Source organism: Testudinibacter sp. P27/CKL/0425 (assembly GCF_052931395.1).
Genome location: NZ_CM128801.1, coordinates 2,222,298 through 2,244,733, shown reverse-complemented (window position 1 = coordinate 2,244,733; position 22,436 = coordinate 2,222,298). Strand labels below are relative to the sequence as shown.

11 protein-coding genes, 4 tRNA genes, 4 rRNA genes and 1 pseudogene are annotated in these 22,436 nt (G+C 44.5%); 17 read left to right on the top strand and 3 right to left on the bottom strand.

The genetic code is table 11. The features are described from left to right. Window positions 1-76 precede the first annotated feature (76 nt). The 9 genes and pseudogenes from ACUHGC_RS11085 to cas1 all read left to right on the top strand — a co-directional run. The gene (locus ACUHGC_RS11085) at window positions 77-2,788 is read left to right on the top strand and encodes a DEAD/DEAH box helicase family protein (RefSeq protein ID WP_446833352.1); all 2,712 of its coding nucleotides are present in this window, start codon (window positions 77-79) and stop codon (window positions 2,786-2,788) included. A gap of 253 nt (window positions 2,789-3,041) precedes the next feature. Then, on the top strand, window positions 3,042-5,474 hold the full coding sequence (locus ACUHGC_RS11080; RefSeq protein WP_446833351.1) for an SIR2 family NAD-dependent protein deacylase: 2,433 nt from the start codon (window positions 3,042-3,044) through the stop codon (window positions 5,472-5,474). Between the two features lie 87 nt (window positions 5,475-5,561). After that, on the top strand, window positions 5,562-6,578 hold the full coding sequence (locus ACUHGC_RS11075) for a hypothetical protein (protein ID WP_446833350.1): 1,017 nt from the start codon (window positions 5,562-5,564) through the stop codon (window positions 6,576-6,578). A gap of 70 nt (window positions 6,579-6,648) precedes the next feature. Next, window positions 6,649-7,326 (top strand): type I-C CRISPR-associated protein Cas5c, encoded by a 678-nt coding sequence (gene cas5c / locus ACUHGC_RS11070; RefSeq protein ID WP_446833349.1) that lies wholly within the window; start codon window positions 6,649-6,651, stop codon window positions 7,324-7,326. Further along, entirely contained in the window at window positions 7,323-9,230 is a 1,908-nt protein-coding gene (cas8c, locus tag ACUHGC_RS11065; protein ID WP_446833348.1) for a type I-C CRISPR-associated protein Cas8c/Csd1, read from the top strand. Before cas5c ends, cas8c begins: the two co-directional genes overlap by 4 nt. Before the next feature lie 2 nt (window positions 9,231-9,232). Then, on the top strand, window positions 9,233-10,096 hold the full coding sequence (gene cas7c / locus ACUHGC_RS11060; RefSeq protein ID WP_446833347.1) for a type I-C CRISPR-associated protein Cas7/Csd2: 864 nt from the start codon (window positions 9,233-9,235) through the stop codon (window positions 10,094-10,096). 2 nt (window positions 10,097-10,098) lie between these two features. Further along, window positions 10,099-10,704, top strand: coding sequence for a CRISPR-associated protein Cas4 (gene cas4, locus ACUHGC_RS11055; protein WP_446833346.1), 606 nt, complete (start codon window positions 10,099-10,101; stop codon window positions 10,702-10,704). Window positions 10,705-10,774: 70 nt separating this feature from the next. Then, on the top strand, window positions 10,775-11,653 hold the full coding sequence (locus tag ACUHGC_RS11050) for a toll/interleukin-1 receptor domain-containing protein (protein ID WP_446833345.1): 879 nt from the start codon (window positions 10,775-10,777) through the stop codon (window positions 11,651-11,653). Window positions 11,654-11,759: 106 nt separating this feature from the next. Next, window positions 11,760-12,203 (top strand): annotated as a pseudogene (gene cas1, locus ACUHGC_RS11045) (CRISPR-associated endonuclease Cas1); the annotation flags it as partial. 408 nt (window positions 12,204-12,611) lie between these two features. On the opposite strand, the gene arcA reads toward cas1, so the two are convergent. Further along, on the bottom strand, window positions 12,612-13,325 hold the full coding sequence (gene arcA, locus ACUHGC_RS11040; protein WP_446833344.1) for a two-component system response regulator ArcA: 714 nt from the start codon (window positions 13,323-13,325) through the stop codon (window positions 12,612-12,614). Window positions 13,326-13,579: 254 nt separating this feature from the next. After that, on the bottom strand, window positions 13,580-15,169 hold the full coding sequence (prfC, locus tag ACUHGC_RS11035; protein ID WP_446833343.1) for a peptide chain release factor 3: 1,590 nt from the start codon (window positions 15,167-15,169) through the stop codon (window positions 13,580-13,582). Between the two features lie 419 nt (window positions 15,170-15,588). Here prfC and ACUHGC_RS11030 point away from each other — a divergent pair. From ACUHGC_RS11030 to ACUHGC_RS10995, 8 genes are all read left to right on the top strand, one after another. After that, window positions 15,589-17,129, top strand: a 16S ribosomal RNA gene (locus ACUHGC_RS11030). Between the two features lie 68 nt (window positions 17,130-17,197). Next, a tRNA-Ile gene (locus tag ACUHGC_RS11025) sits at window positions 17,198-17,274 on the top strand. 127 nt (window positions 17,275-17,401) lie between these two features. Beyond that, window positions 17,402-17,477 (top strand) — tRNA-Ala (locus tag ACUHGC_RS11020). A 322-nt stretch (window positions 17,478-17,799) separates the two neighbouring features. After that, window positions 17,800-20,805, top strand: a 23S ribosomal RNA gene (locus ACUHGC_RS11015). 173 nt (window positions 20,806-20,978) lie between these two features. After that, window positions 20,979-21,094 (top strand): 5S ribosomal RNA (gene rrf, locus ACUHGC_RS11010). A gap of 47 nt (window positions 21,095-21,141) precedes the next feature. Beyond that, a 5S ribosomal RNA gene (gene rrf, locus ACUHGC_RS11005) occupies window positions 21,142-21,257 on the top strand. The 16S, 23S and 5S rRNA genes sit together here with 4 tRNA genes alongside, the layout of an rRNA operon. A 12-nt stretch (window positions 21,258-21,269) precedes the next feature. Further along, window positions 21,270-21,346, top strand: a tRNA-Asp gene (locus ACUHGC_RS11000). Window positions 21,347-21,357: 11 nt separating this feature from the next. Next, window positions 21,358-21,433: transfer RNA gene (locus tag ACUHGC_RS10995), tRNA-Trp, on the top strand. Between the two features lie 324 nt (window positions 21,434-21,757). Here the strand turns inward: ACUHGC_RS10995 and ACUHGC_RS10990 are convergent. Beyond that, window positions 21,758-22,396 carry a TfoX/Sxy family DNA transformation protein gene (locus ACUHGC_RS10990; RefSeq protein WP_446833342.1) on the bottom strand — a complete coding sequence of 213 codons (639 nt, stop codon included), beginning with the start codon at window positions 22,394-22,396 and terminating at the stop codon, window positions 21,758-21,760. Window positions 22,397-22,436: the final 40 nt, after the last annotated feature.

Here is a 22,436-nt window from a genome sequence, read left to right as displayed (position 1 = left end):
TGTTTTTATGAATGCTGTATTGGTGCAACAGGCTGTTGCACAATTGTCATGACACAATAAAACAAGAGATTAAACCATGAGCATTAGAACTCAAAACCACATTAACGGCCGTTTGTCGTTGCGTGCACCACAAGCCGAGAGTTTGGCACGCTTAAAGCAGGCTTTGGATGCCGCCCCCGATATGCTAACCCACAAGCGTGATGTGGCGGATATTTTGGCGGTGTTAAAAGCCGAATTTGCCACCTTGCAGGATTTTGAACGGGCGTTTCCTTCCTTGTGTTTTGCCTTGGCAACGGGCGTGGGCAAAACCCGCTTGATGGGGGCGTTTATTGCCTATTTGCATTTAGCACATGGGCTGAATAACTTTTTTGTGTTAGCCCCAAACCTGACGATTTATAACAAACTGATTAGCGATTTCACACCGAATATGCCCAAATATGTGTTTAAAGGGATTGGCGAATTTGCGATTAATCCGCCGCGTGTGATTACGGGTGAAGATTATGAGCGGCAGGATATTGCCAGTGGCGACTGGATTACCGAAGTGCGTATCAACATTTTTAATATTGCCAAAATTAATTCGGAAGTGCGTGGTGGCAAAGAGCCGCGTATCAAGCGAATGCGTGAGGTGTTGGGCGACAGTTATTTTAATTATTTGGCAGAGTTACCCGATTTGGTGCTGCTGATGGACGAATCGCACCGCTACCGTGCCCAAGCTGGTATGCGCGCGATTAATGAGCTAAATCCGCTGTTTGGCTTGGAGCTGACCGCCACGCCGTTTGTGGAATCCACCAAAGCTCCTATTCCCTTCAAAAATGTGGTGATGGATTATCCGTTGGCACGGGCGATGGACGATGGGTTTGTCAAAATACCGGCGGTGGTAACCCAGCGTGATTTTAATGCCAAAAACCACACGCCTGCAGAAATCGAAAAAATCAAGCTTGAAGACGGTATTCGCCTGCATGAGGCGACCAAAGCCGAGCTGTTGACTTATGCCCGTGAAAACAATGCGGCGGTGGTGAAGCCGTTTATGCTCGTGATTGCCCGTGACACCACCCATGCGGCACAGCTATTGGCACTGCTTGAGTCGGCGGCGTTTTATGGCGGACGCTATGCCGGCAAGGTGATTCAGGTGGATTCGAGCAAATCGGGTAAAGATGAAGAAGAGATGATTGCCCGTTTGCTGGCGGTGGAAAGTGTGGACGAGCCGACCGAGATTGTGATTCATGTGAATATGCTCAAAGAAGGTTGGGATGTGACCAATCTTTATACCATTGTGCCGCTGCGCGCTGCCAATGCCCGCACGTTGATTGAGCAGTCTATCGGGCGTGGTTTGCGGTTGCCTTATGGCAAGCGTGTGGGCGTGGAGGCGGTGGACAGGCTCAATATCATTGCTCACGACCGCTTTCAGGAGATTGTGGATGAGGCAAATAAAGGTGATTCGGTATTGCGGCTTCAGCAGGTGATTTTGGATGCCCCTAGTGCGGATGATAAAAAAGTCAGCGTGCAGGTGGCAAGCCTTGCAGAGGAAATGTTGGGGCTGGTGTCAACGCCGTCTGAAACGCCTCAAAATGAAGGGGTGAAGCAGACAGTAGCCCAAACGCCCGTCTTTCAAACTGAACGTGAAAAACAGATTATGCGTGAAACGGTTCATGTATTAAAGAGCTATGAATCCCGTCCCACTGATACGCCAACCTCTCAAGATTTATTGGATACCGCACGGCAAGAAGAGATTGTTGCCGAAGTGCAAAAGCGGCTATCGTCTATACAGGGTGAGCTGGCAGTCGATACGGACGCTGTGCTGAATGTGGCGGATATTGTCGCCAAAACCACACAAGTGCTGGTGGATAAAACCATTGATATTCCATGCATTACGGTGGTGCCAAGCGGTGAGGTAAATATGGGCTTTCATCCGTTTACGCTAGGGGCGTTGCCAAACTTTCAGCCGGGGCAGCGTGAGATTGTCTGGCAGCATTTGAGCAAAGACAATCAGCAGTTCACCTTGAGCCGTGAAAGCGGTGTTCGTGAGCCACATTTGGAGAATTATATTGTCAAAAAGTTGATGGATTTTGATGATGTGGATTATCTGACGCAAGCCGATTTTTTGTATGACTTGGCTGGGCAAGCTGTCGCCCATTATCAAACGCAAAATTATTCACAAGATGAATTGCATGAAATCATGGATACCTATGGCGGTGAATTGGCAAGATTGATTCATGCCCAAATGGCGATGCATTTTTGGGAAGAAGCGGCGGATTATGAGGTGAAAGTGAACAGAGGATTTACCGCACTCAAAGCCTGTCATTACACAGTGGCGGAGGGAGAGGGCGTGCATTCGGTGCGAGATACGCTGGTTGACAAAACCCGCATCAAGCAAATGCTGTTCGGCGGTTTTGCCAAATGTCTGTATCCCTTACAAAAATTTGATTCCGACACCGAACGCCGTTTTGCGGTGATTTTGGAACGAGATGCGGATAAATGGTTTAAACCGGCAAAGGGGCAATTCCAGATTTATTACAAACTGGGGGCAGAGCAACACGAATATCTGCCTGATTTTGTGGTGGAAACCGAAGATTCGCTGTGGATGGTCGAAACCAAAGCACGTGTAGATTTACAAAGTGCGGAGGTGGAGGCAAAAGCGATGGCGGCAGCAGCGTGGTGTATCCATGCGTCTGATTATGCGGTGCAGCATGGCGGCAAACAGTGGCGTTATGTATTGATTCCGCATGATGAAGTGGATGAGGCGAAGAAATTGGCGGATTTTTTGCGATTTGAAAAGAGAGCCGTCTGAAAAGCAGTAATACCGCACTTTAATGTGTGTGGGTTGAAACTAAGATTGATAATTTAGTAAGCAAATCAGCCGCCTTCGGGCGGCTGTGGATGATAAATATTTTATATAAATAACAAATAGTTTTATGTGAAATAATATACAAGACTGATAGAGTTGAAAATAGATAGTGTGAAAATATGATGATATTGAGTTGTAAATAAAATATTAATCAAGATTATTGGTGAATTTTATAGGGATTTATGGAGATTCAATAATGATAAAAAATATTCTTGAACTTACAGATTATCCATCATTAAAAAAATTTGCATCAGCACTTTGGCAACAAGATAATAATTATCATGGTGCAGCTATTCTGATTGGGACGGGGTTTAGTAGAAGTGTGGCTATAACCGGAGATGGCAATAAAAAATTACCGCTTTGGCTTCATTTTTCGGAGGCTTTAAATAAAGAATTAAATTCAAATAATTCCGACCCTTTACGTTTGGCAGAAGAATATAGCGCCTATTTCGGTAAACAAGCACTTTATGATTTAATTAAAAAGGAAATAAATGATGCCGCATGGGAGCCTGGAGAATTACATAAATCATTATTGGAATTACCATGGTCGGAAGTATTAACAACAAATTGGGACACTTTGCTTGAGCGGGCATCTGAGGATGTTTATCAGCCAGTATATAGCGTGGTCTCTAAACAAGAAGACCTTTCCAATGCTCGCTCGCCTCGTATAGTAAAGTTGCATGGAACGATTGATGTAACTAAAAATTTAATTTTTACTCAAGAAGATTATCGAAAATATCCAGAACAATATGCTGCTTTTGTTAATGTTGCAAGGCAAGTATTTATTGAAAATGAATTATGTCTATTGGGTTTTTCTGGAGATGATCCAAATTTTTTACAATGGACTGGTTGGGTAAGAGATCACTTAGCAAATCACTCTAGACGTATTTATCTTGTTGGGGCATTAAATTTGAGCTCTGCCAAACGTAAATATTTAGAGTCTATCAATATTGCGCCTATTGATTTATATAGTTTAGTTGAGGATTACGATGATTCTGATACACGTCATCTTAAATCTACAAGAATATTCATTCAGGCTTTATATGATCTGAAACCTAAGCCAGCATGGGAATGGGCACCTACTCAATTACACCCTTCAACAATGACTGAAGATGAGATGAATAGACGTTATCAGGATCATCGTTATGCAGCTAACATTTTAGAAGGGCAAGTAATATCTTTGGAAAAGGATAGACAGTCTTATCCTGATTGGTTGATATGTCCCAATCACTTGAGATTTCAATTGCATATGCAGTTATCAGATCCTTGGCCTAATGCTGATAATTTGTTAGCGATGAATGTTGATTTGAAGGTGAAGTTACTTTATGAAATGGCTTGGCAGCATAAAACAACTTATAACATCCTGCCAATATGGTTAATTAAAGAGTTGTTGAATGTATGTGATATTGACAATCCCTGTGTATTATCTAAGAGGCAACAGTTAGAAATAGCTATTATTATTTTGAAAAATACACGGTGGATAAATGAATTGGAATGTGATCCCATTATCAAGAAAGTAACAGCTATATTGGATAAAGGGAAAAAATATTGGTCAGAAGTTAGCAATGAGCTTGCCTATCACTCAGCTATATTGGCTCGAGATAGATTTGATTACGCTTCGTTGGAAGAGTGTATTGAAAATATTGTTGTGAGTGATCCTGTTTGGAAGTTAAGAAAAGCCTCTTTATTTGCAGAATTAGGTGATTTTGATAAAGGTAAGCAATTAATCGGTGAGGCATATAGCGAATTACTCAAGCAATATCGTAATAATCCTAATTCACTTTATTTATTTTCTCGTTTGGCATGGGCACACTGGCTAGTTCGAGGAATTAATCTTGGTGAGCTTGAAGAAAAAATTAAAATTTTTTCTTTTGATTATAAAGAAACAAAATGTGATCCTTGGGATTATATTGAGAGTTTAGAAGATAAAATCACAAAAAAATTAGCTAAACAGCAAGAACAAGATATTGAACCATTATTTGAGCCTGGCCGCTACAAAAATAATGCCAATACAGTTACTTTGAGTAATGAATTACACCCATTACTTATCTTTGATGGAATATCTAATACGGTTGGAATGCCGTTTAGGTGGGAGTTTTCCAGCTTTCTTGTAGATAAAGCGGAAAAAATTGCCATTGGCAATAAGCATACTTTTACATTGGCTATTCGAGCTTCTAATAGTGATACTTCCAATGCTCTTAAAAAGGTATTTTCGAGAGTTCGAGTTGCATGTTTTCCAAAGGAAGATATCGATTTTTTAATAAATCAAACTATAACCTCAATTGAATATTGGTGTGGTAAGCGGGAAGCTCAATCTGAAAAAGTTGCTCATTATGCGATCGCTCGGTTAAGGGTTTTCATTGAAGTATTAGCACGTATATCAGTGAGAGCCACTCCAGAGCAAGCTAAAAAAATTTTCTGCTTAGCGGTATCTTTAGGAAAGAATACTAGACTTCATGATTTATGGTTATTTAGTTCAATTAAAGACCTCGTTGAATTTTCCCTTAAAAGTATCCCAGAGTCGGAGCAAGATGAGATTTTATTAGAGGCTTTATCATTTCCACTTCAACAAGAAGTACAGGTTAGAGGTTTCAAATGGGGTAATCCAGTAATCAAGTTTCCTGGATAAAGACAACAAAATATTAGTTTAGATCATCGTATAGATGAAATTATCGAAAGGATAACATTAGATTCCACACAACAAGGACCTGAATTATTGCGTTTATTACCTTTGATAAAACATGGGTTTCTGACTGAGGGGGAACTTAAAAAAATTGCTTTAAAAATATGGGGTGATAACCCTGACTATCAGGATATTCCTGAAATTGGGCTACTTAGCTATGTGCTGCTTGAATTGCCTAGTCATGATCTTGAAAAAGTACAACATTTAATTAGAAAATATTTGTTTGAACCGAAGGATGAATATTTGTTTAATTGGAGCTTTTTGATGGATGTAGCCAATGCCGCACAAGCTGAGAATGTTAAAGAGTTTCCGACAGAGCAGCAGGCTATTTATCTTTTTGATAAATTGGTTTCTTGGAAGATAGAGCTTGATGAAAACGATTTTTTGGGTTATGCGAATCAAGTGAAAAATGAAACGGCTAAATTAATTACTCATGTCTTATCTTGTTCTATAGTCCCAGCATTGCCGATAGATTCAATAAATGAAGAGAATTTTCAAAAGTTATATAGCTTATATATTGAGACGAAAAAACCAGAGATTTTGAGGGCTTTTGTTTATTTTTCTGCGTCAGATAATATGTTTGTTGAGAGGGTGGAAAATATAATTAAGAAAAGCTTACAATCTTTAGATGCTAATGAATTGGCTCATGTATCTTATGCAATTTTAGTTTGGAGAGATCTGCAAAATTCTTCTGTTGTTGACGGTCTGATTAAGAGGTTTATCTATTTTATTGCCTCAAATCGTATACAGGGATTAGCTCAACTTCTTTGGGGTGCTAATCAAATGTATAAAAAACAATATCTTTCCAGTGAAGATATTGAATCATTAATAGAGATACTACCTATTATATTTGACAGCTCAGGCTACGAGAGAATTGCTCCTTATAGTAAGGAATCTGTTAGTATTTCAGTTGTACGGGCGGCTTGTGTGAAGTTGGCTAGGGATATTTTAAAAGATTATCCAAATAATATTAATCTGGTAAAAATATTGGATATGGCTAAACAGGATCCACTTCCAGAGGTGCGGTTTGCGGAATTCGCAGAAGAATGAGTTATCTGGTTAATTATCACTTGGTATAAAATATAGATAATCTGTATATTCATTAAATAGTGAGAATGATATGAGAAATAATGTAAGGCTACATATCTGGGGCGACTATGCCTGTTTTACCCGCCCTGAAATGAAGGTGGAGCGGGTGTCTTATGATGTTATTACGCCGTCGGCGGCGCGCGGGGTGTTGGCGGCGGTGCATTGGAAGCCGGCAATTCGTTGGGTGATAGACAAGATTTATGTGCTCCAGCCGATCCGCTTTGAGTCGGTGCGACGCAATGAGCTTGGCAGCAAGATTTCCGCCAGTAAGGTGAGTGGGGCGATGCGGCGTAAGAGTGTGCAGGATTTATACACGTTGATTGACGACGACCGCCAGCAGCGGGCGGCAACGGTATTGAAGGACGTGGCGTATGTGATTGAAGCACATGCGGTGCTGACGCCGAAGGCAGGTGAAGGCGATAACATCACTAAACATATTGAAATGTTCAAACGCCGTGCGGCAAAGGGGCAGTGTTTTCAGCAGCCTTGCATGGGTGTGCGTGAGTTTCCGGCACATTTTGCTTTGGTTGACGAAGATGAGCCGTTGCCGCCGCAATGCCTGTCTGAAAGCGAATTAAACCGCGATTTGGGTTGGATGCTGCATGATATTGATTTTGACGGGGATAATTTGTCCCGTTTTTTTCGAGCCGAGATGCAAGGCGGAGTGATTGAAGTGCCGCCATTTTATGCCGAGGAGGTGAAAGCATGATTTTAACCGCACTGGCATGCTATTACCGCCGTTTGGCGCCCCAAACTGATGTGGCGGGTAATCCGAAAGTGCCGCCTTATGGATTTAGTGAGGAGAAAATCGGCTGGATTTTGGTGCTGGGTGCAGACGGCGTATTGGTGGATGCGGTGCCAAATTTCACCACCGATAAAAAGCCGCAGCCGCGATTGATGAGCGTGCCTCGTCCTGAAAAACGCACCTCTGGCGTGAAGCCGAATTTTCTGTGGGACAAAACGGCGTATGCCTTGGGCGTGGATATTTCTAAAGATAAGAAGCTTACGTTTTCTGAAAAAATGTTTGAGGCATTTAAGGTTTTTCATTTATCTGCTCTTAATGAAACCAAAGATGAAGGCTTGCTTGCGTTTCGTTATTTTTTAGAAAAATGGAAGCCCGAGGAATTTGAAAGCCATTCTTGTTATTCGCCTGATATTTTGGGGGCAAATATTGTTTTTGCTTTGAATTCGCCATCGGCTCTTATTCATAAATCTGAAGACGCTCAAGAGATTTGGGCTGGCCGTCTGAAAAATGATGCAGCGGAGCAAGGCTTGTGTCTGATTAGTGGCGAACACGCGCCGATTGCCCGTCTACACCCCGCGATTAAAGGAGTGTTTGGCGGACAGAGTTCGGGCGGTTCGATTATTTCGTTTAATAAAGAATCGTTTGCTTCGTTTGGCAAGGAGCAAGGGGCAAACGCTCCTGTATCAGAGGCAGCGGCGTTTGCTTACACCACCACTTTGAATTATTTATTAAGGCGTGAAAACGGGCATTGCCTTTCCATTGGCGACAGCAGCACGGTGTTTTGGGCGGAAGCGGCGGACGGGCAAAGTGCGGTCGCGGCAGAAGATTTTTTTGCCGCTTTGCTGGAGCCACCCACCGATGAGCAGGAAAGCCAAAAGCTGTTTAATGTGTTGGTGCAAATCGCTAAAGGGCGACCGATGCAGGAAGTTGCCCCCGAGCTGTCACCCGATACCCGTTTTTATGTGTTGGGGCTGGCACCCAATGCCTCGCGGATTTCGGTGCGTTTTTGGCTCGACACCACTTTTGGGCAGTTGGCGGCAAATATGGCGGCACATTGGCAGGATTTACGGCTTGAACCACCGGCATGGAAGGGGAATAAAGCACCCTCTATTTGGCGAGTTTTATTGGAAACGACACCAAAACGGAAAGGTGCTGATGGTCGTTTGAAAAAATCAGAGAGTAAAGATATTCCACCACAGCTTGCCGGGGAATATATGCGTTCAGTTTTAACAGGTAGGGCATATCCTCAAACTATGCTTTCACGCATGATTGGTCGGATACGTTCAGACGGTTATATTACAGGACTTCGAGTTGCTGTTATCAAATCTGTTTTAAATCGTAATCATCTTTACAAGAAGGAGATTTCTATGGAAGTGGAAAGTAACGGAAGAGAGAGTCAAGTACCAGTAGGGCTAAATAAAGCAGAGAACGATATCCCCTATCGTTTGGGGCGCTTATTTGCTGTTTTAGAGGTGGCTCAAGCATCTGCCTTGGGTAATTTGAACGCAACCATTCGGGATAAATTTTATGGGGGCGCTTCAACTTCGCCGCAATATATTTTCCCTCGTTTGTTGGAGAATTATAACAATCACCTTGCCGTATTGCGTAAAGGCAGAGGAGCCGAGTGGGTTAAGAAACCAAAATCAACTGCGCTCTGGTTGGAAAAAGAGGTAGGAGAAATTTTGCAGGAGTTTTTTTCAGGTAAACCATTTCCACGGCATTTATCTTTAGAAGAGCAGGGGCGTTTTGCAGTCGGTTATTACCATCAGAAATATACCAAGCAAAAAGAAGCACCGGAAGATCTTAATTCTGTGTTGGAAAATGAAAATAACGAAGTTGAAGAAATTGAAGAATCTCAAGGAGAATGAAAATGTCTATTCAAAACCGCTACGAATTTGTGTTCTTTTTTGACGTTACCAATGGCAATCCCAACGGCGACCCCGATGCCGGCAATATGCCACGCCTCGACCCCGAATCCAGCAAAGGCTTGGTGACTGATGTTTGCTTAAAACGCAAAATCCGCAATTTCATTGAAGTAAGCGAAGAAAATGCCGCCGGTTATGAAATTTATGTCAAAGAAAAAAGCGTGTTAAACCTGCAAAACAAACGTGCTTATGAAGCTTTGGGCGTGGAGAGCGAAGCCAAAAAACTACCCAAAGACGAAGCCAAAGCCCGTGAAATCACCGCTTGGATGTGCAAAAACTTCTTTGATATCCGTGCATTCGGAGCGGTGATGACCACCGAAGTCAACAGCGGTCAGGTTCGTGGCCCTGTGCAACTGGCATTTGCCCAATCCATCGACCCGATTGTACCGCTTGAAATCTCCATCACTCGCATGGCGGTCACCAACGAAAAAGACCTCGAAAAAGAACGCACCATGGGGCGTAAATACATCGTGCCCTACGCACTCTACCGCGTGCACGGCTTTATCTCCGCCAAATTGGCAGAAAAAACCGGCTTTAGCGATGAAGACTTGCAAAAGCTGTGGCAATCGCTGCAACTGATGTTCGAGCACGACCGCTCCGCCGCTCGAGGGGAAATGGCCGCTCGCAAACTGATTGTGTTTAAACACGACAGTGCACTGGGCAGCCAACCGGCTCACAAACTGTTTGATGCCGTGACAGTGGCTCGTGTCAACGGCGAAAGCGGCACGCCTGCCGCTGCATATGGCGATTACCAAATCAGCATCGATTCAGACGGCTTACAAGGCGTGAGCGTGGAAGAGCTGCTGTAACCATGTGCCCAATCGCCCTCTCAGCCCTGCAACACTACGCCTTTTGCCCGCGTCAATGTGCATTAATCCACAACGAGCAGGCGTGGGCAGAGAATTTTCTTACCGCACAGGGCAGGGCGTTGCACGAGCGGGTGGACGGCGGTGAGTCGGAAACCCGCAAGGGCGTGAGTTTTGAGCGCAATGTGCATGTTTCGGCGGAAAAACTCGGCATCAGCGGCATCCTCGATATGGTGGAACACGAGTTGGATTCAGGCCGTCTGAAACCCGTCGAATATAAACGTGGCCGCCCCAAAATCGACAGCTGGGACAAAATCCAGCTTTGTGCCCAAGCCTTGTGTTTGGAGGAAATGAGCGGGCAAGCGGTGAGCGAGGGGGCGTTGTGGTACGGACAAACCCGCCACCGCGAGCCTGTTTTCTTTAGCGATGAACTGCGAGCCGAAACGTTGGCGGTGATTGCTGAAGTGCGGTTGCTGCTGGAGAGCGGCAAAACCCCACCGCCTGTTTATGGTAAACATTGCAAAGCGTGTTCATTGGTAGAGGTTTGTCAGCCGCAGGTGTTGGGGCGGGATAAGTCGGTGGGATATGTTGAGGGGTTGTTTGGGGAGTGAATTGAAAAGAGGTAATCATTAAAGTAATGTTAGCCTTTTAATATTTCGATAAAGATAAGGTGGGATGAATATGGATTTTAAATTAATTGCAAATCAAGCTTATGAATTAGCTATTAAAGAGCAAGGTGAAGATAGTAAAAACTTAAAAGATATTGCTTTCGAGGCATATAAGATTTATATAAAATTTCAATTTCCGGAAATGTTAAATTATTGGCCTGTTGTTGCGGGAACTCATTACAAGCTTGGAGGCTGTGATAAATTTTATGTTGTTATATTGATTGATCAGGGACCAACCTCTTTCATACAAACGCTGGGTGTTGGCGAGATTAATTTGCAGATGTCAGAAAAAGATCGGAGTAACCCTGAATTAATTAGAAGAGAAATATTTAAACTGTTTAATCTTAAAAATAGGGATGCAGTTTTTTTATTTAATAGTGATAATAATTTTGAAAACTGGGTGAGTGATTTGGAGCGAGATTTAAAAATCAATTGTTTACAACATAAAATGGTGATGAATATGCAGCCAATGAAGATTTTTCTTAGTCATAAGAGTATCAATAAAGATAAAGTTAGAAATTTTAAAAGTACTTTATCTCTTTTAGGATTCCGGCCTTGGTTGGATGAAGAGGCCATGTCTGCAGGTACAAATTTAGAAAGAGCATTACAGCAAGGAATGGCAGATTCGTGTGCTGCAATATTCTTTATTACCCCTGACTATAAAGATGAGAGGTACTTAGCTAGTGAAATTGATTATGCAATTGCCAGAAAACGCCAAGAAGAAAATTTTTCAATCATCACTTTGATTTTTTCTAATGAAAGTGGAGAAAAGGGGATTGTCCCTACTATGTTACAACCATATGTTTGGAAGGAGCCTACTAATGATTTAGTTGCACTGAATGAAATATTAAAAGCATTACCACTAGAGGTTGGTGGTGTACGGTTTAAATAGCAAAATTTGGTTAGGCTACGTGGGGGCTAACCAAAAACCTTTCAGACGGCCTAAAAGCAAAATAATCAAAATAACAAGTGCGGTCAGAACCAAGGGGCTTTAAACCATGCGCAAACTCCAAAACACCCTCTACATCACCACGCAGGGTAGTTACCTGCATAAGGAACGTGAAACGCTGGTGATTGAGCAGGAACGCAAAAAAGTGGCACAGCTTCCTGTGCATGCCATCGGGCATATTTTTTGTTTTGGCAATGTGATGGTGTCGCCGTTTTTAATGGGGTTTTGCGGGGAAAATAACGTCAATTTGGCGTTTTTTACCGAAAACGGGCGTTATCTCGGACGCTTGCAGGGGCGACAGAGTGGCAATGTGTTGCTGCGGCGTGCGCAATACCGCCTGTCTGAAACCGACCCTGTGCCGATTGCCCGTCATATTATTGCGGCGAAAATCCAGTCGGCAAAACGGGTGTTGCAGCGGCGGCAACGTAATCATGGCGAGGTGGCGGAGGTTCAGACGGCCATTACCGCACTGAATTTCAGTTTGCAACAGCTGTGTGTTGAAACTTGCTTGTTGAGCTTTGTAATAAATATCGCCTAATCAGCTGCCCGCGCGCAGCTGTGTGTTGAAACGTTATAAACTTCTACTCCGTATCCGTTAGTTTTCCCAGCTGCCCGCGCGCAGCTGTGTGTTGAAACCGCCCATACTAAAACAGTGATATCCAAGGGTTGGACCAGCTGCCCGCGCGCAGCTGTGTGTTGAAACTAACGAAGTGTTGGGTCTGCTTGATAATAAATCTCCAGCTGCCCGCGCGCAGCTGCGTGTTGAAACCCGACACCGGTCAAAACGCCATCGCAGCGCGATCAGAACAATTATCCATCATACAGATGGCTCAAGCAACTCTTCTAACAAACAAAAAACCGGAAACACATCATGTTTCCGGTTTGTCAAAGTGCGGTTTGGTTATTCTAATTCGCCACAGAAACGGTATCCTTCGCCGTGGATAGTGGCGATAATTTCCGGGGTGTCGGGGTGTGCTTCGAAGTGTTTGCGAATGCGGCGGATTGTAACATCCACGGTTCTGTCGTGTGGTTTTAATTCACGACCGGTCATTTTTTTCAGCAAATCGTCGCGGGTTTGGATTTTACCGGGATTCTCGCAGAAGTGCAGTAGTGCGCGGAATTCGCTGCGTGGCAATTTATTGCTTTCGCCTTCCAGTGAAATTAATGTACGGCTGTTGATGTCCAGCGTCCAGCCGTTGAAACGGTATTGTTCAACGTGTTCGTGGGAAACCGGTTGTTCTTTTTCCGACATGGTGCGTTGCAGTAAATTTCTCGCACGAATAGCCAGCTCACGAGGATTAAATGGTTTGGTGATGTAGTCATCGGCGCCGATTTCTAAACCGAGGATCTTGTCGACTTCGTTGTCTCTGCCGGTTAAGAACATCAAAGCGGTATTGGCGCTTTCGCGTAATTCGCGTGCTAGCATTAAGCCGTTTTTGCCCGGCAAGTTGATGTCCATTACCACAAGATTCACACTGGTTGTGGAAAGAATCGTGTGCATTTTATTACCGTCGGAGGCTTCCATTACTTCGTAGCCTTCAGCTTCGAAAATATTTTTTAGAGTATTTCTGGTAACAGCTTCATCTTCGACGATAAGGATTTTAGGAGTACGCATTATTTTTACCTATAAAATCACAGGAATGATCAGTCGCCATGCGCTTGATATTTGGCATGGCGACGAATTTTACTTTTAATCAACAAATAAAATATTAATTGCAGAATTGCAACCTAACTATAACATAAAGAAAACGAAAAAGAACATAATTCTGCCCGGAAGTTTGACTTATGTCATCTTTTTAGACGGACTTTAGCGCAATAGGTGAAAAAAATGGCGATAAAGTCCTGTTTGTGCAATATATATGCTATATTTTAATGTTCCTTGGTTTTAAAGAATTTTACATCTGGATAACGTTCATGTGCCAGATTCAGATTTACCATTGTTGGCGCGATATAGGTGAGATGATCGCTGCCGTCCAGCGCTAGATTTTGTTCATTTTTGCGTTTAAATTCTTCAAATTTTTTCACGTCATCGCATTCTACCCAGCGCGCGGTGGTGACGTTCACAGTTTCATAAATCGCTTCCACATTATATTCGCTTTTCAGGCGAGCAACGACCACATCAAATTGCAAGACCCCAACCGCGCCGACAATCAAATCGTTATTCATTAATGGCCGGAATACCTGCACGGCACCTTCTTCGGAGAGTTGAACCAGCCCTTTGAGTAATTGCTTTTGCTTTAATGGATCGCGAAGGCGGATACGGCGGAACAGTTCCGGAGCAAAATTTGGAATGCCGCTGAATTTTAATTTTTCACCTTGAGTGAAGGTGTCGCCGATCTGGATTGTGCCGTGATTATGCAAGCCGATAATATCGCCGGCATAGGCCTCTTCCGCGTGAGTGCGGTCACTCGCCATAAAGGTTAACGCATCAGAAATCACTACGTCTTTGCCAATTCGAACATGGTGCATTTTCATGCCTTTTTCATATTTGCCGGAAACGATTCGCATAAACGCCACGCGATCGCGGTGTTTCGGATCCATATTGGCTTGAATTTTAAACACGAAGCCTGTTAATTTATCCTCAGCAGGCGAAACATCTCGTGCGTCCGTCTGGCGGGTTTGTGGGCGCGGCGCCCATTGTGTTAAGCCGTCTAACATATGATCAACGCCGAAATTGCCAAGTGCGGTTCCAAAAAACACTGGCGTCAGTTGCCCTTGCAGAAACAGCTCCAAATCAAATGGATTGGAAGCCCCTTGCACTAATTCCAGCTCATCGCGCAGCTGCTGTGCTAAATCTTCACCGACCGCAGTGTCGAGTTCAGGATTATCTAAACCTTTAACCACTCGCACTTGTTGAATGGTATGGCCTTGCCCCGTTTGGTATAAATAGGTTTCATTATTATAAAGATGATAAACGCCCTTGAATAATTTGCCACAGCCAATCGGCCAGGTAATCGGCGCACAATGAATATTCAGCACATTTTCAACTTCGTCGAGCAGCTCCATCGGATCGCGAATATCGCGATCCAATTTATTCATAAAGGTTAAAATTGGCGTATCGCGTAAGCGGGTTACTTCCATTAACTTGATGGTACGTTCTTCAACCCCTTTTGCGGAATCGATCACCATCAAACAGCTGTCAACCGCAGTCAAAGTGCGGTAAGTGTCCTCGGAAAAGTCCTCATGCCCCGGAGTATCCAGCAAGTTAACCAAGCAATCGCGATAAGGGAATTGCATGACGGAAGTAGTAATTGAAATTCCACGTTGTTTTTCCATTTCCATCCAGTCGGACTTTGCGTGCTGGCTAGAGCCGCGTCCTTTCACAGTGCCGGCGGTTTGAATGGCTTCTCCGTAAAGCAGCACTTTTTCGGTAATGGTGGTTTTACCAGCATCGGGATGAGAAATAATGGCAAACGTGCGGCGTTTGTCGATCTGTTGTGGGTATTGATTTACTGACATCGGTCGTTTTATCTCTGGTTAAGTATCTTTTAAGTGTTTTCGTCGCGGTGTATTGTCGCTTATATATAGGCTAAAAACAATTAGTGATTATTCACAATTGTGAAGGTTTTGTACGAAACAAAAGCAAAAAGGGGAGCTTAATAAGGGTTTGGTATAAAAAAGCAACACTCAACAATGAAATTGCAAAAAACTTTCAAAAGGGGCTTGCAAAGATTTCGTGAATGTCTATAATGCGCACCTCACAACGACGCAGTGATGAACGAAAGGTTCAAGTCGTTGTGTTGTTCTTTAACAATTTATCAGACAATCTGTGTGGGCACTTGTGCAAGACATTGGTATGAAAATTTTAAATATTAAAGTCTTAATGAGTGCTGAAGTAAATTTATTTTAGGTCAGATATTCATTGAGCGATTGAACTTGAATTGAAGAGTTTGATCATGGCTCAGATTGAACGCTGGCGGCAGGCTTAACACATGCAAGTCGAGCGGTAACAGGGGGGAGCTTGCTTCCTTGCTGACGAGCGGCGGACGGGTGAGTAATGCTTGGGGATCTGCCTTATGGAGGGGGATAACGACGGGAAACTGTCGCTAATACCGCGTAGTATCGAGAGATTAAAGTGTGGGACTTTTCGGAGCCATGCGCCATAAGATGAACCCAAGTGAGATTAGGTAGTTGGTGGGGTAATGGCCTACCAAGCCCGCGATCTCTAACTGGTCTGAGAGGATGACCAGTCACACTGGGACTGAGACACGGCCCAGACTCCTACGGGAGGCAGCAGTGGGGAATATTGCGCAATGGGGGCAACCCTGACGCAGCCATGCCGCGTGAATGAAGAAGGCCTTCGGGTTGTAAAGTTCTTTCGGTGATGAGGAAGGGGCTAATTTTAATAGGGTTAGTCATTGACGTTAGTCACAGAAGAAGCACCGGCTAACTCCGTGCCAGCAGCCGCGGTAATACGGAGGGTGCGAGCGTTAATCGGAATAACTGGGCGTAAAGGGCACGCAGGCGGATAGATAAGTGAGATGTGAAATCCCCGAGCTTAACTTGGGAACTGCATTTCATACTGTTTATCTAGAGTATTGTAGAGAGGGGTAGAATTCCACGTGTAGCGGTGAAATGCGTAGAGATGTGGAGGAATACCGGAGGCGAAGGCGGCCCCTTGGACAAATACTGACGCTCATGTGCGAAAGCGTGGGGAGCAAACAGGATTAGATACCCTGGTAGTCCACGCTGTAAACGATGTCGATTTAGGGGTTGGGTGTATATCTGGCTCTTGTAGCTAACGCGTTAAATCGACCGCCTGGGGAGTACGGCCGCAAGGTTAAAACTCAAATGAATTGACGGGGGCCCGCACAAGCGGTGGAGCATGTGGTTTAATTCGATGCAACGCGAAGAACCTTACCTACTCTTGACATCCAGAGAATCCTGTAGAGATACGGGAGTGCCTTCGGGAGCTCTGAGACAGGTGCTGCATGGCTGTCGTCAGCTCGTGTTGTGAAATGTTGGGTTAAGTCCCGCAACGAGCGCAACCCTTATCCTTTGTTGCCAGCGATTCGGTCGGGAACTCAAAGGAGACTGCCGGTGATAAACCGGAGGAAGGTGGGGATGACGTCAAGTCATCATGGCCCTTACGAGTAGGGCTACACACGTGCTACAATGGCGTATACAGAGGGTGGCGAGTCAGCGATGATGAGCAAATCTCTTAAAGTGCGTCGTAGTCCGGATTGGAGTCTGCAACTCGACTCCATGAAGTCGGAATCGCTAGTAATCGCAAATCAGAATGTTGCGGTGAATACGTTCCCGGGCCTTGTACACACCGCCCGTCACACCATGGGAGTGGGTTGTACCAGAAGTAGATAGCTTAACCTTCGGGGGGGCGTTTACCACGGTATGATTCATGACTGGGGTGAAGTCGTAACAAGGTAACCGTAGGGGAACCTGCGGTTGGATCACCTCCTTAGTAGATTGATGTGTTGTATAGGTGTTCACACAGATTGTTTGATAAGAAAGAAGAGAGTATTCCTCGGCAGGCTTGTAGCTCAGGTGGTTAGAGCGCACCCCTGATAAGGGTGAGGTCGGTGGTTCAAGTCCACTCAGGCCTACCAATTCTACTTATTCTGCGCCCTTTTAATGGTTGCGATGCTCATGTATTAACATACATTGCGCTTCTCACCTTAAAATGACTTTGAATAAGCGAATTGGCTAACGGAAGGGAATACAAAAGACTGACGAGGGGCTATAGCTCAGCTGGGAGAGCGCCTGCCTTGCACGCAGGAGGTCAGCGGTTCGATCCCGCTTAGCTCCACCAATCCTGTTGGTTGTTAGGTTTTGCGATTAATAGTGAATTTTCTTCGAGCACGGTAATATCGAAGTGCGGTAAGAGAATTGAGTATTGGTTGAAAAACTGATTTGTTCTTTAAAAATTTGGACACAAGCTAAAAACTGAAGAGAACTCAAGCGAGTTGTTTTTGATGAATGAAAGTTTATTGAAGATAACATCGTAAGAGCTGAGTAATCGAGAAATCGAAGGACTTGTTGAGTGATAAAAGGCACTTGATAGGTCAGCGTAGGGAAACTTACGCACGAGTCAATTGAGACAGCGTCAGGGATGAAAACTCTTGAGGTTGTATGGTTAAGTGACTAAGCGTGCAGGGTGGATGCCTAGGCAGTCAGAGGCGAAGAAGGACGTGCTAATCTGCGAAAAGCGTGGAGGAGTTGATAAGAAGCGCTATCACTCCACGATATCCGAATGGGGAAACCCAGTGGGTGAAGAACCCACTATCAACACATGAATCCATAGTGTGTTGAGGCGAACCGGGAGAACTGAAACATCTCAGTACCCCGAGGAAAAGAAATCAACCGAGATTCTGTAAGTAGCGGCGAGCGAACGCGGAAGAGCCGTTAGTGATAGCGATGGAATTAGGAGAATGTGCTGGGAAGCACAATCGTAGAGGGTGATAATCCCGTATCCGAAGATTCCATTGTGGTACTAGGCTAACAACAAGTAGGGCGGGACACGAGAAATCCTGTTTGAAGATGGGGGGACCATCCTCCAAGGCTAAATACTCCTGACTGACCGATAGTGAACCAGTACCGTGAGGGAAAGGCGAAAAGAACCCTGGTGAAGGGAGTGAAATAGAACCTGAAACCCTGTACGTACAAGCAGTGGGAGCCTCTTTAATGGGGTGACTGCGTACCTTTTGTATAATGGGTCAGCGACTTATATTATGTAGCGAGGTTAACCGAATAGGGGAGCCGAAGGGAAACCGAGTCTTAACTGGGCGAGTAGTTGCATGATATAGACCCGAAACCCGGTGATCTAGCCATGGGCAGGTTGAAGGTTGGGTAACACTAACTGGAGGACCGAACCGACTACTGTTGAAAAAGTAGCGGATGACTTGTGGCTGGGGGTGAAAGGCCAATCAAACCGGGAGATAGCTGGTTCTCCCCGAAATCTATTTAGGTAGAGCCTTAGATGAATACCTTCGGGGGTAGAGCACTGTTTCGGCTAGGGGGTCATCCCGACTTACCAACCCGATGCAAACTGCGAATACCGAAGAGTAATATCTAGGAGACACACGGCGGGTGCTAACGTTCGTCGTGGAGAGGGAAACAACCCAGACCGCCAGCTAAGGTCCCAAAGTACTAGTTAAGTGGGAAACGAAGTGGGAAGGCTTAGACAGCTAGGATGTTGGCTTAGAAGCAGCCACCATTTAAAGAAAGCGTAATAGCTCACTAGTCGAGTCGGCCTGCGCGGAAGATGTAACGGGGCTAAAACTAGTCACCGAAGCTGCGGCATCAGGCGTATCACTAATACGCCTTAAGCTTAACAACTTACGAGTGGAATGAGTAAGTTGGTCAAGCCCTTTAAACGTTGAGACGGTATGCTGTTGAATCGGCGTGAGGAAGGATTATTAGTGATACGCCTGTTGGGTAGGGGAGCGTTGTGTAAGCGGAAGAAGGTGTATTGAGAAGTATGCTGGACGTATCACAAGTGCGAATGCTGACATAAGTAACGATAAAGGGGGTGAAAAACCCCCTCGCCGGAAGACCAAGGGTTCCTGTCCAACGTTAATCGGGGCAGGGTGAGTCGGCCCCTAAGGCGAGGCTGAAGAGCGTAGTCGATGGGAAACGGGTTAATATTCCCGTACTTGTTATAAGAGCGATGTGGGGACGGAGCAGGTTAAGTGAGCCGGGTGACGGAAGTCCCGGTCCAAGCGTGTAGGATGGATGATTAGGCAAATCCGGTCATTTAAATCAGAGGCGTGATGGGGAGACTCTACGGAGTCGAAGTTGCCGATACCACACTTCCAGGAAAAGCCGCTAAGCTTATCTTATAATAAACCGTACTGAAAACCGACACAGGTGGTCAGGTAGAGAATACTCAGGCGCTTGAGAGAACTCGGGTGAAGGAACTAGGCAAAATAGCACCGTAACTTCGGGAGAAGGTGCGCTGATGGTAATTGAAGTCCTTATCGGATGGAGGTGAAGTCAGTCGAAGATACCAGCTGGCTGCAACTGTTTATTAAAAACACAGCACTCTGCAAACACGAAAGTGGACGTATAGGGTGTGACGCCTGCCCGGTGCTGGAAGGTTAATTGATGATGTGAGAGCATTTGATCGAAGCCCCAGTAAACGGCGGCCGTAACTATAACGGTCCTAAGGTAGCGAAATTCCTTGTCGGGTAAGTTCCGACCTGCACGAATGGCGTAATGATGGCCAGGCTGTCTCCACCCGAGACTCAGTGAAATTGAAATCGCCGTGAAGATGCGGTGTACCCGCGGCTAGACGGAAAGACCCCGTGAACCTTTACTATAGCTTGACACTGAACATTGAATTTTGATGTGTAGGATAGGTGGGAGACTATGAAGTAGCAACGCCAGTTGTTATGGAGTCGTTGTTGAAATACCACCCTTTAAGGTTTGATGTTCTAACACAGACTGCGGAACGTGGTCGTGGACAGTGTCTGGTGGGTAGTTTGACTGGGGCGGTCTCCTCCCAAAGCGTAACGGAGGAGTACGAAGGTTTGCTAATCACGGTCGGACATCGTGAGGTTAGTACAATGGTATAAGCAAGCTTGACTGCGAGACGGACATGTCGAGCAGGTGCGAAAGCAGGTCATAGTGATCCGGTGGTTCTGAATGGAAGGGCCATCGCTCAACGGATAAAAGGTACTCCGGGGATAACAGGCTGATACCGCCCAAGAGTTCATATCGACGGCGGTGTTTGGCACCTCGATGTCGGCTCATCACATCCTGGGGCTGAAGTAGGTCCCAAGGGTATGGCTGTTCGCCATTTAAAGTGGTACGCGAGCTGGGTTTAGAACGTCGTGAGACAGTTCGGTCCCTATCTGCCGTGGGCGTTGGAGAATTGAAAGGGGCTGCTCCTAGTACGAGAGGACCGGAGTGGACGCACCGCTGGTGTTCCAGTTGTTTCGCCAGAAGCATTGCTGGGTAGCTACGTGCGGAAGAGATAAGTGCTGAAAGCATCTAAGCACGAAACTTGCCTTGAGATGAGTTCTCCCCGACTAAGAGTCGGTAAGGGTTGTTTAAGACTAAGACGTAGATAGGCGGGGTGTGTAAGTGTAGTGATATATTGAGCTAACCCGTACTAATTGCCCGAGAGGCTTAACCATACAACGCTCAAGGGTTTTTGAGTTGAGGATAGAGTCAACTAGAGAACCTGATAAGAAAGAGTTTTTGAAGAGATTAGCTTGTGACCGAATAAAGAATAGCGTGACGCACGAAAGAATAGATACGAAAGTATAGATAAGTACGAACGAACAAAATGACAATCAAGCCGAATTATTCCGGCGGCGATAGTGCAGTAGTCCCACCTGATTCCATGCCGAACTCAGAAGTGAAATGCTGTAACGCCGATGGTAGTGTGGGGTCTCCCCATGTGAGAGTAGGACACCGCCGGATTTTATTTTCTAAATCAATTTAGATAAGTTGATTTAGAAAATAAACATTTTGGTAGCCATAGTGCAACAGACCCACCTGATTCCATGCCGAACTCAGAAGTGAAATGTTGTTACGCCGATGGTAGTGTGGGGTCTCCCCATGTGAGAGTAGGTCACTACCAATTATCAAATTTAGCGGAGTGGTAGTTCAGCTGGTTAGAATACCTGCCTGTCACGCAGGGGGTCGCGGGTTCGAGTCCCGTCCATTCCGCCAACTTACAATCTAGGGGCGTAGTTCAATTGGTAGAGCACCGGTCTCCAAAACCGGGTGTTGGGAGTTCGAGCCTCTCCGCCCCTGCCACTATTTCCTATCTTTATTATTCCCTATTTATATCAGCGATAGAAGAATGTCACAGCTAAATCTAGTAAGATTAGATGTGGTTTTTGTGAAAATATGCGGTAAATGATCCGAGTGTTTATATCGGTATTTATTTGAATTTTATTGTTTTTTCTACCTTCTGAAGCACAGAGATTTTAGTTTTGAGCATTTTAAAATCTCACTTAGCGCTTTAATTTATAAAGAATTAAGCGAGATTTTAGGTATGACTTCATTGTTATACCTCATTGAATCAGAAAGACTAACTTTTTGAGGTACTTAGTAGCCTGGCTTTTCTATTTAATAAAACTATCCTTTCTCTGCTCGCATTCCTTCCCGTTGCAAATACAAATTCAGTTTTTTAAGGCAGTGTTTTTTATACTCTGACGATAGTAATGCAACGGGAAGATTTTGTAATGCACCGACTAAATTCCAATAAAAATCTAAAGTAACTGAAAAACCTAGCTTTTTCATGCGGATATAGGCCATTTCAGCGCCAACTTGGCGCAGTTGATTAACATCATTTATATTGATTTTGATTAAAAGCCGCTCATGCTTGACTCCTAAATTACATAACTCTTTGATACGAGTTTTCTTTGATAATTCAAAATCAAGCTTTTGTTGTTTGATCTGTGAGATAGATTGTAATACAACTGAGTGATATAAAGCATCATTATCAGTAATATTAGTATGTAGCCCGTAATAGCGTTTTAATGATGGTGCATGATTATTCTTGCTATATGGGCAAGGGAAGGCACCGTGTCTTTCGATTAATCTGGCCAAATCACCTTCTGCACGTAAATAAAAAATTCCATTTTGAACAATACCAAACATATGATTATCTCGATAAAAGCCATAGCCGGAAAATAAACTTCTTACAACAACATCGCCAATTAAACGATTCAGCTTTTCTTTTGTCGAATGTACGTACGATTGCATATTACTCATAATAAACTAGCTCCATTAAGTTAAGATTAATCATCCATAC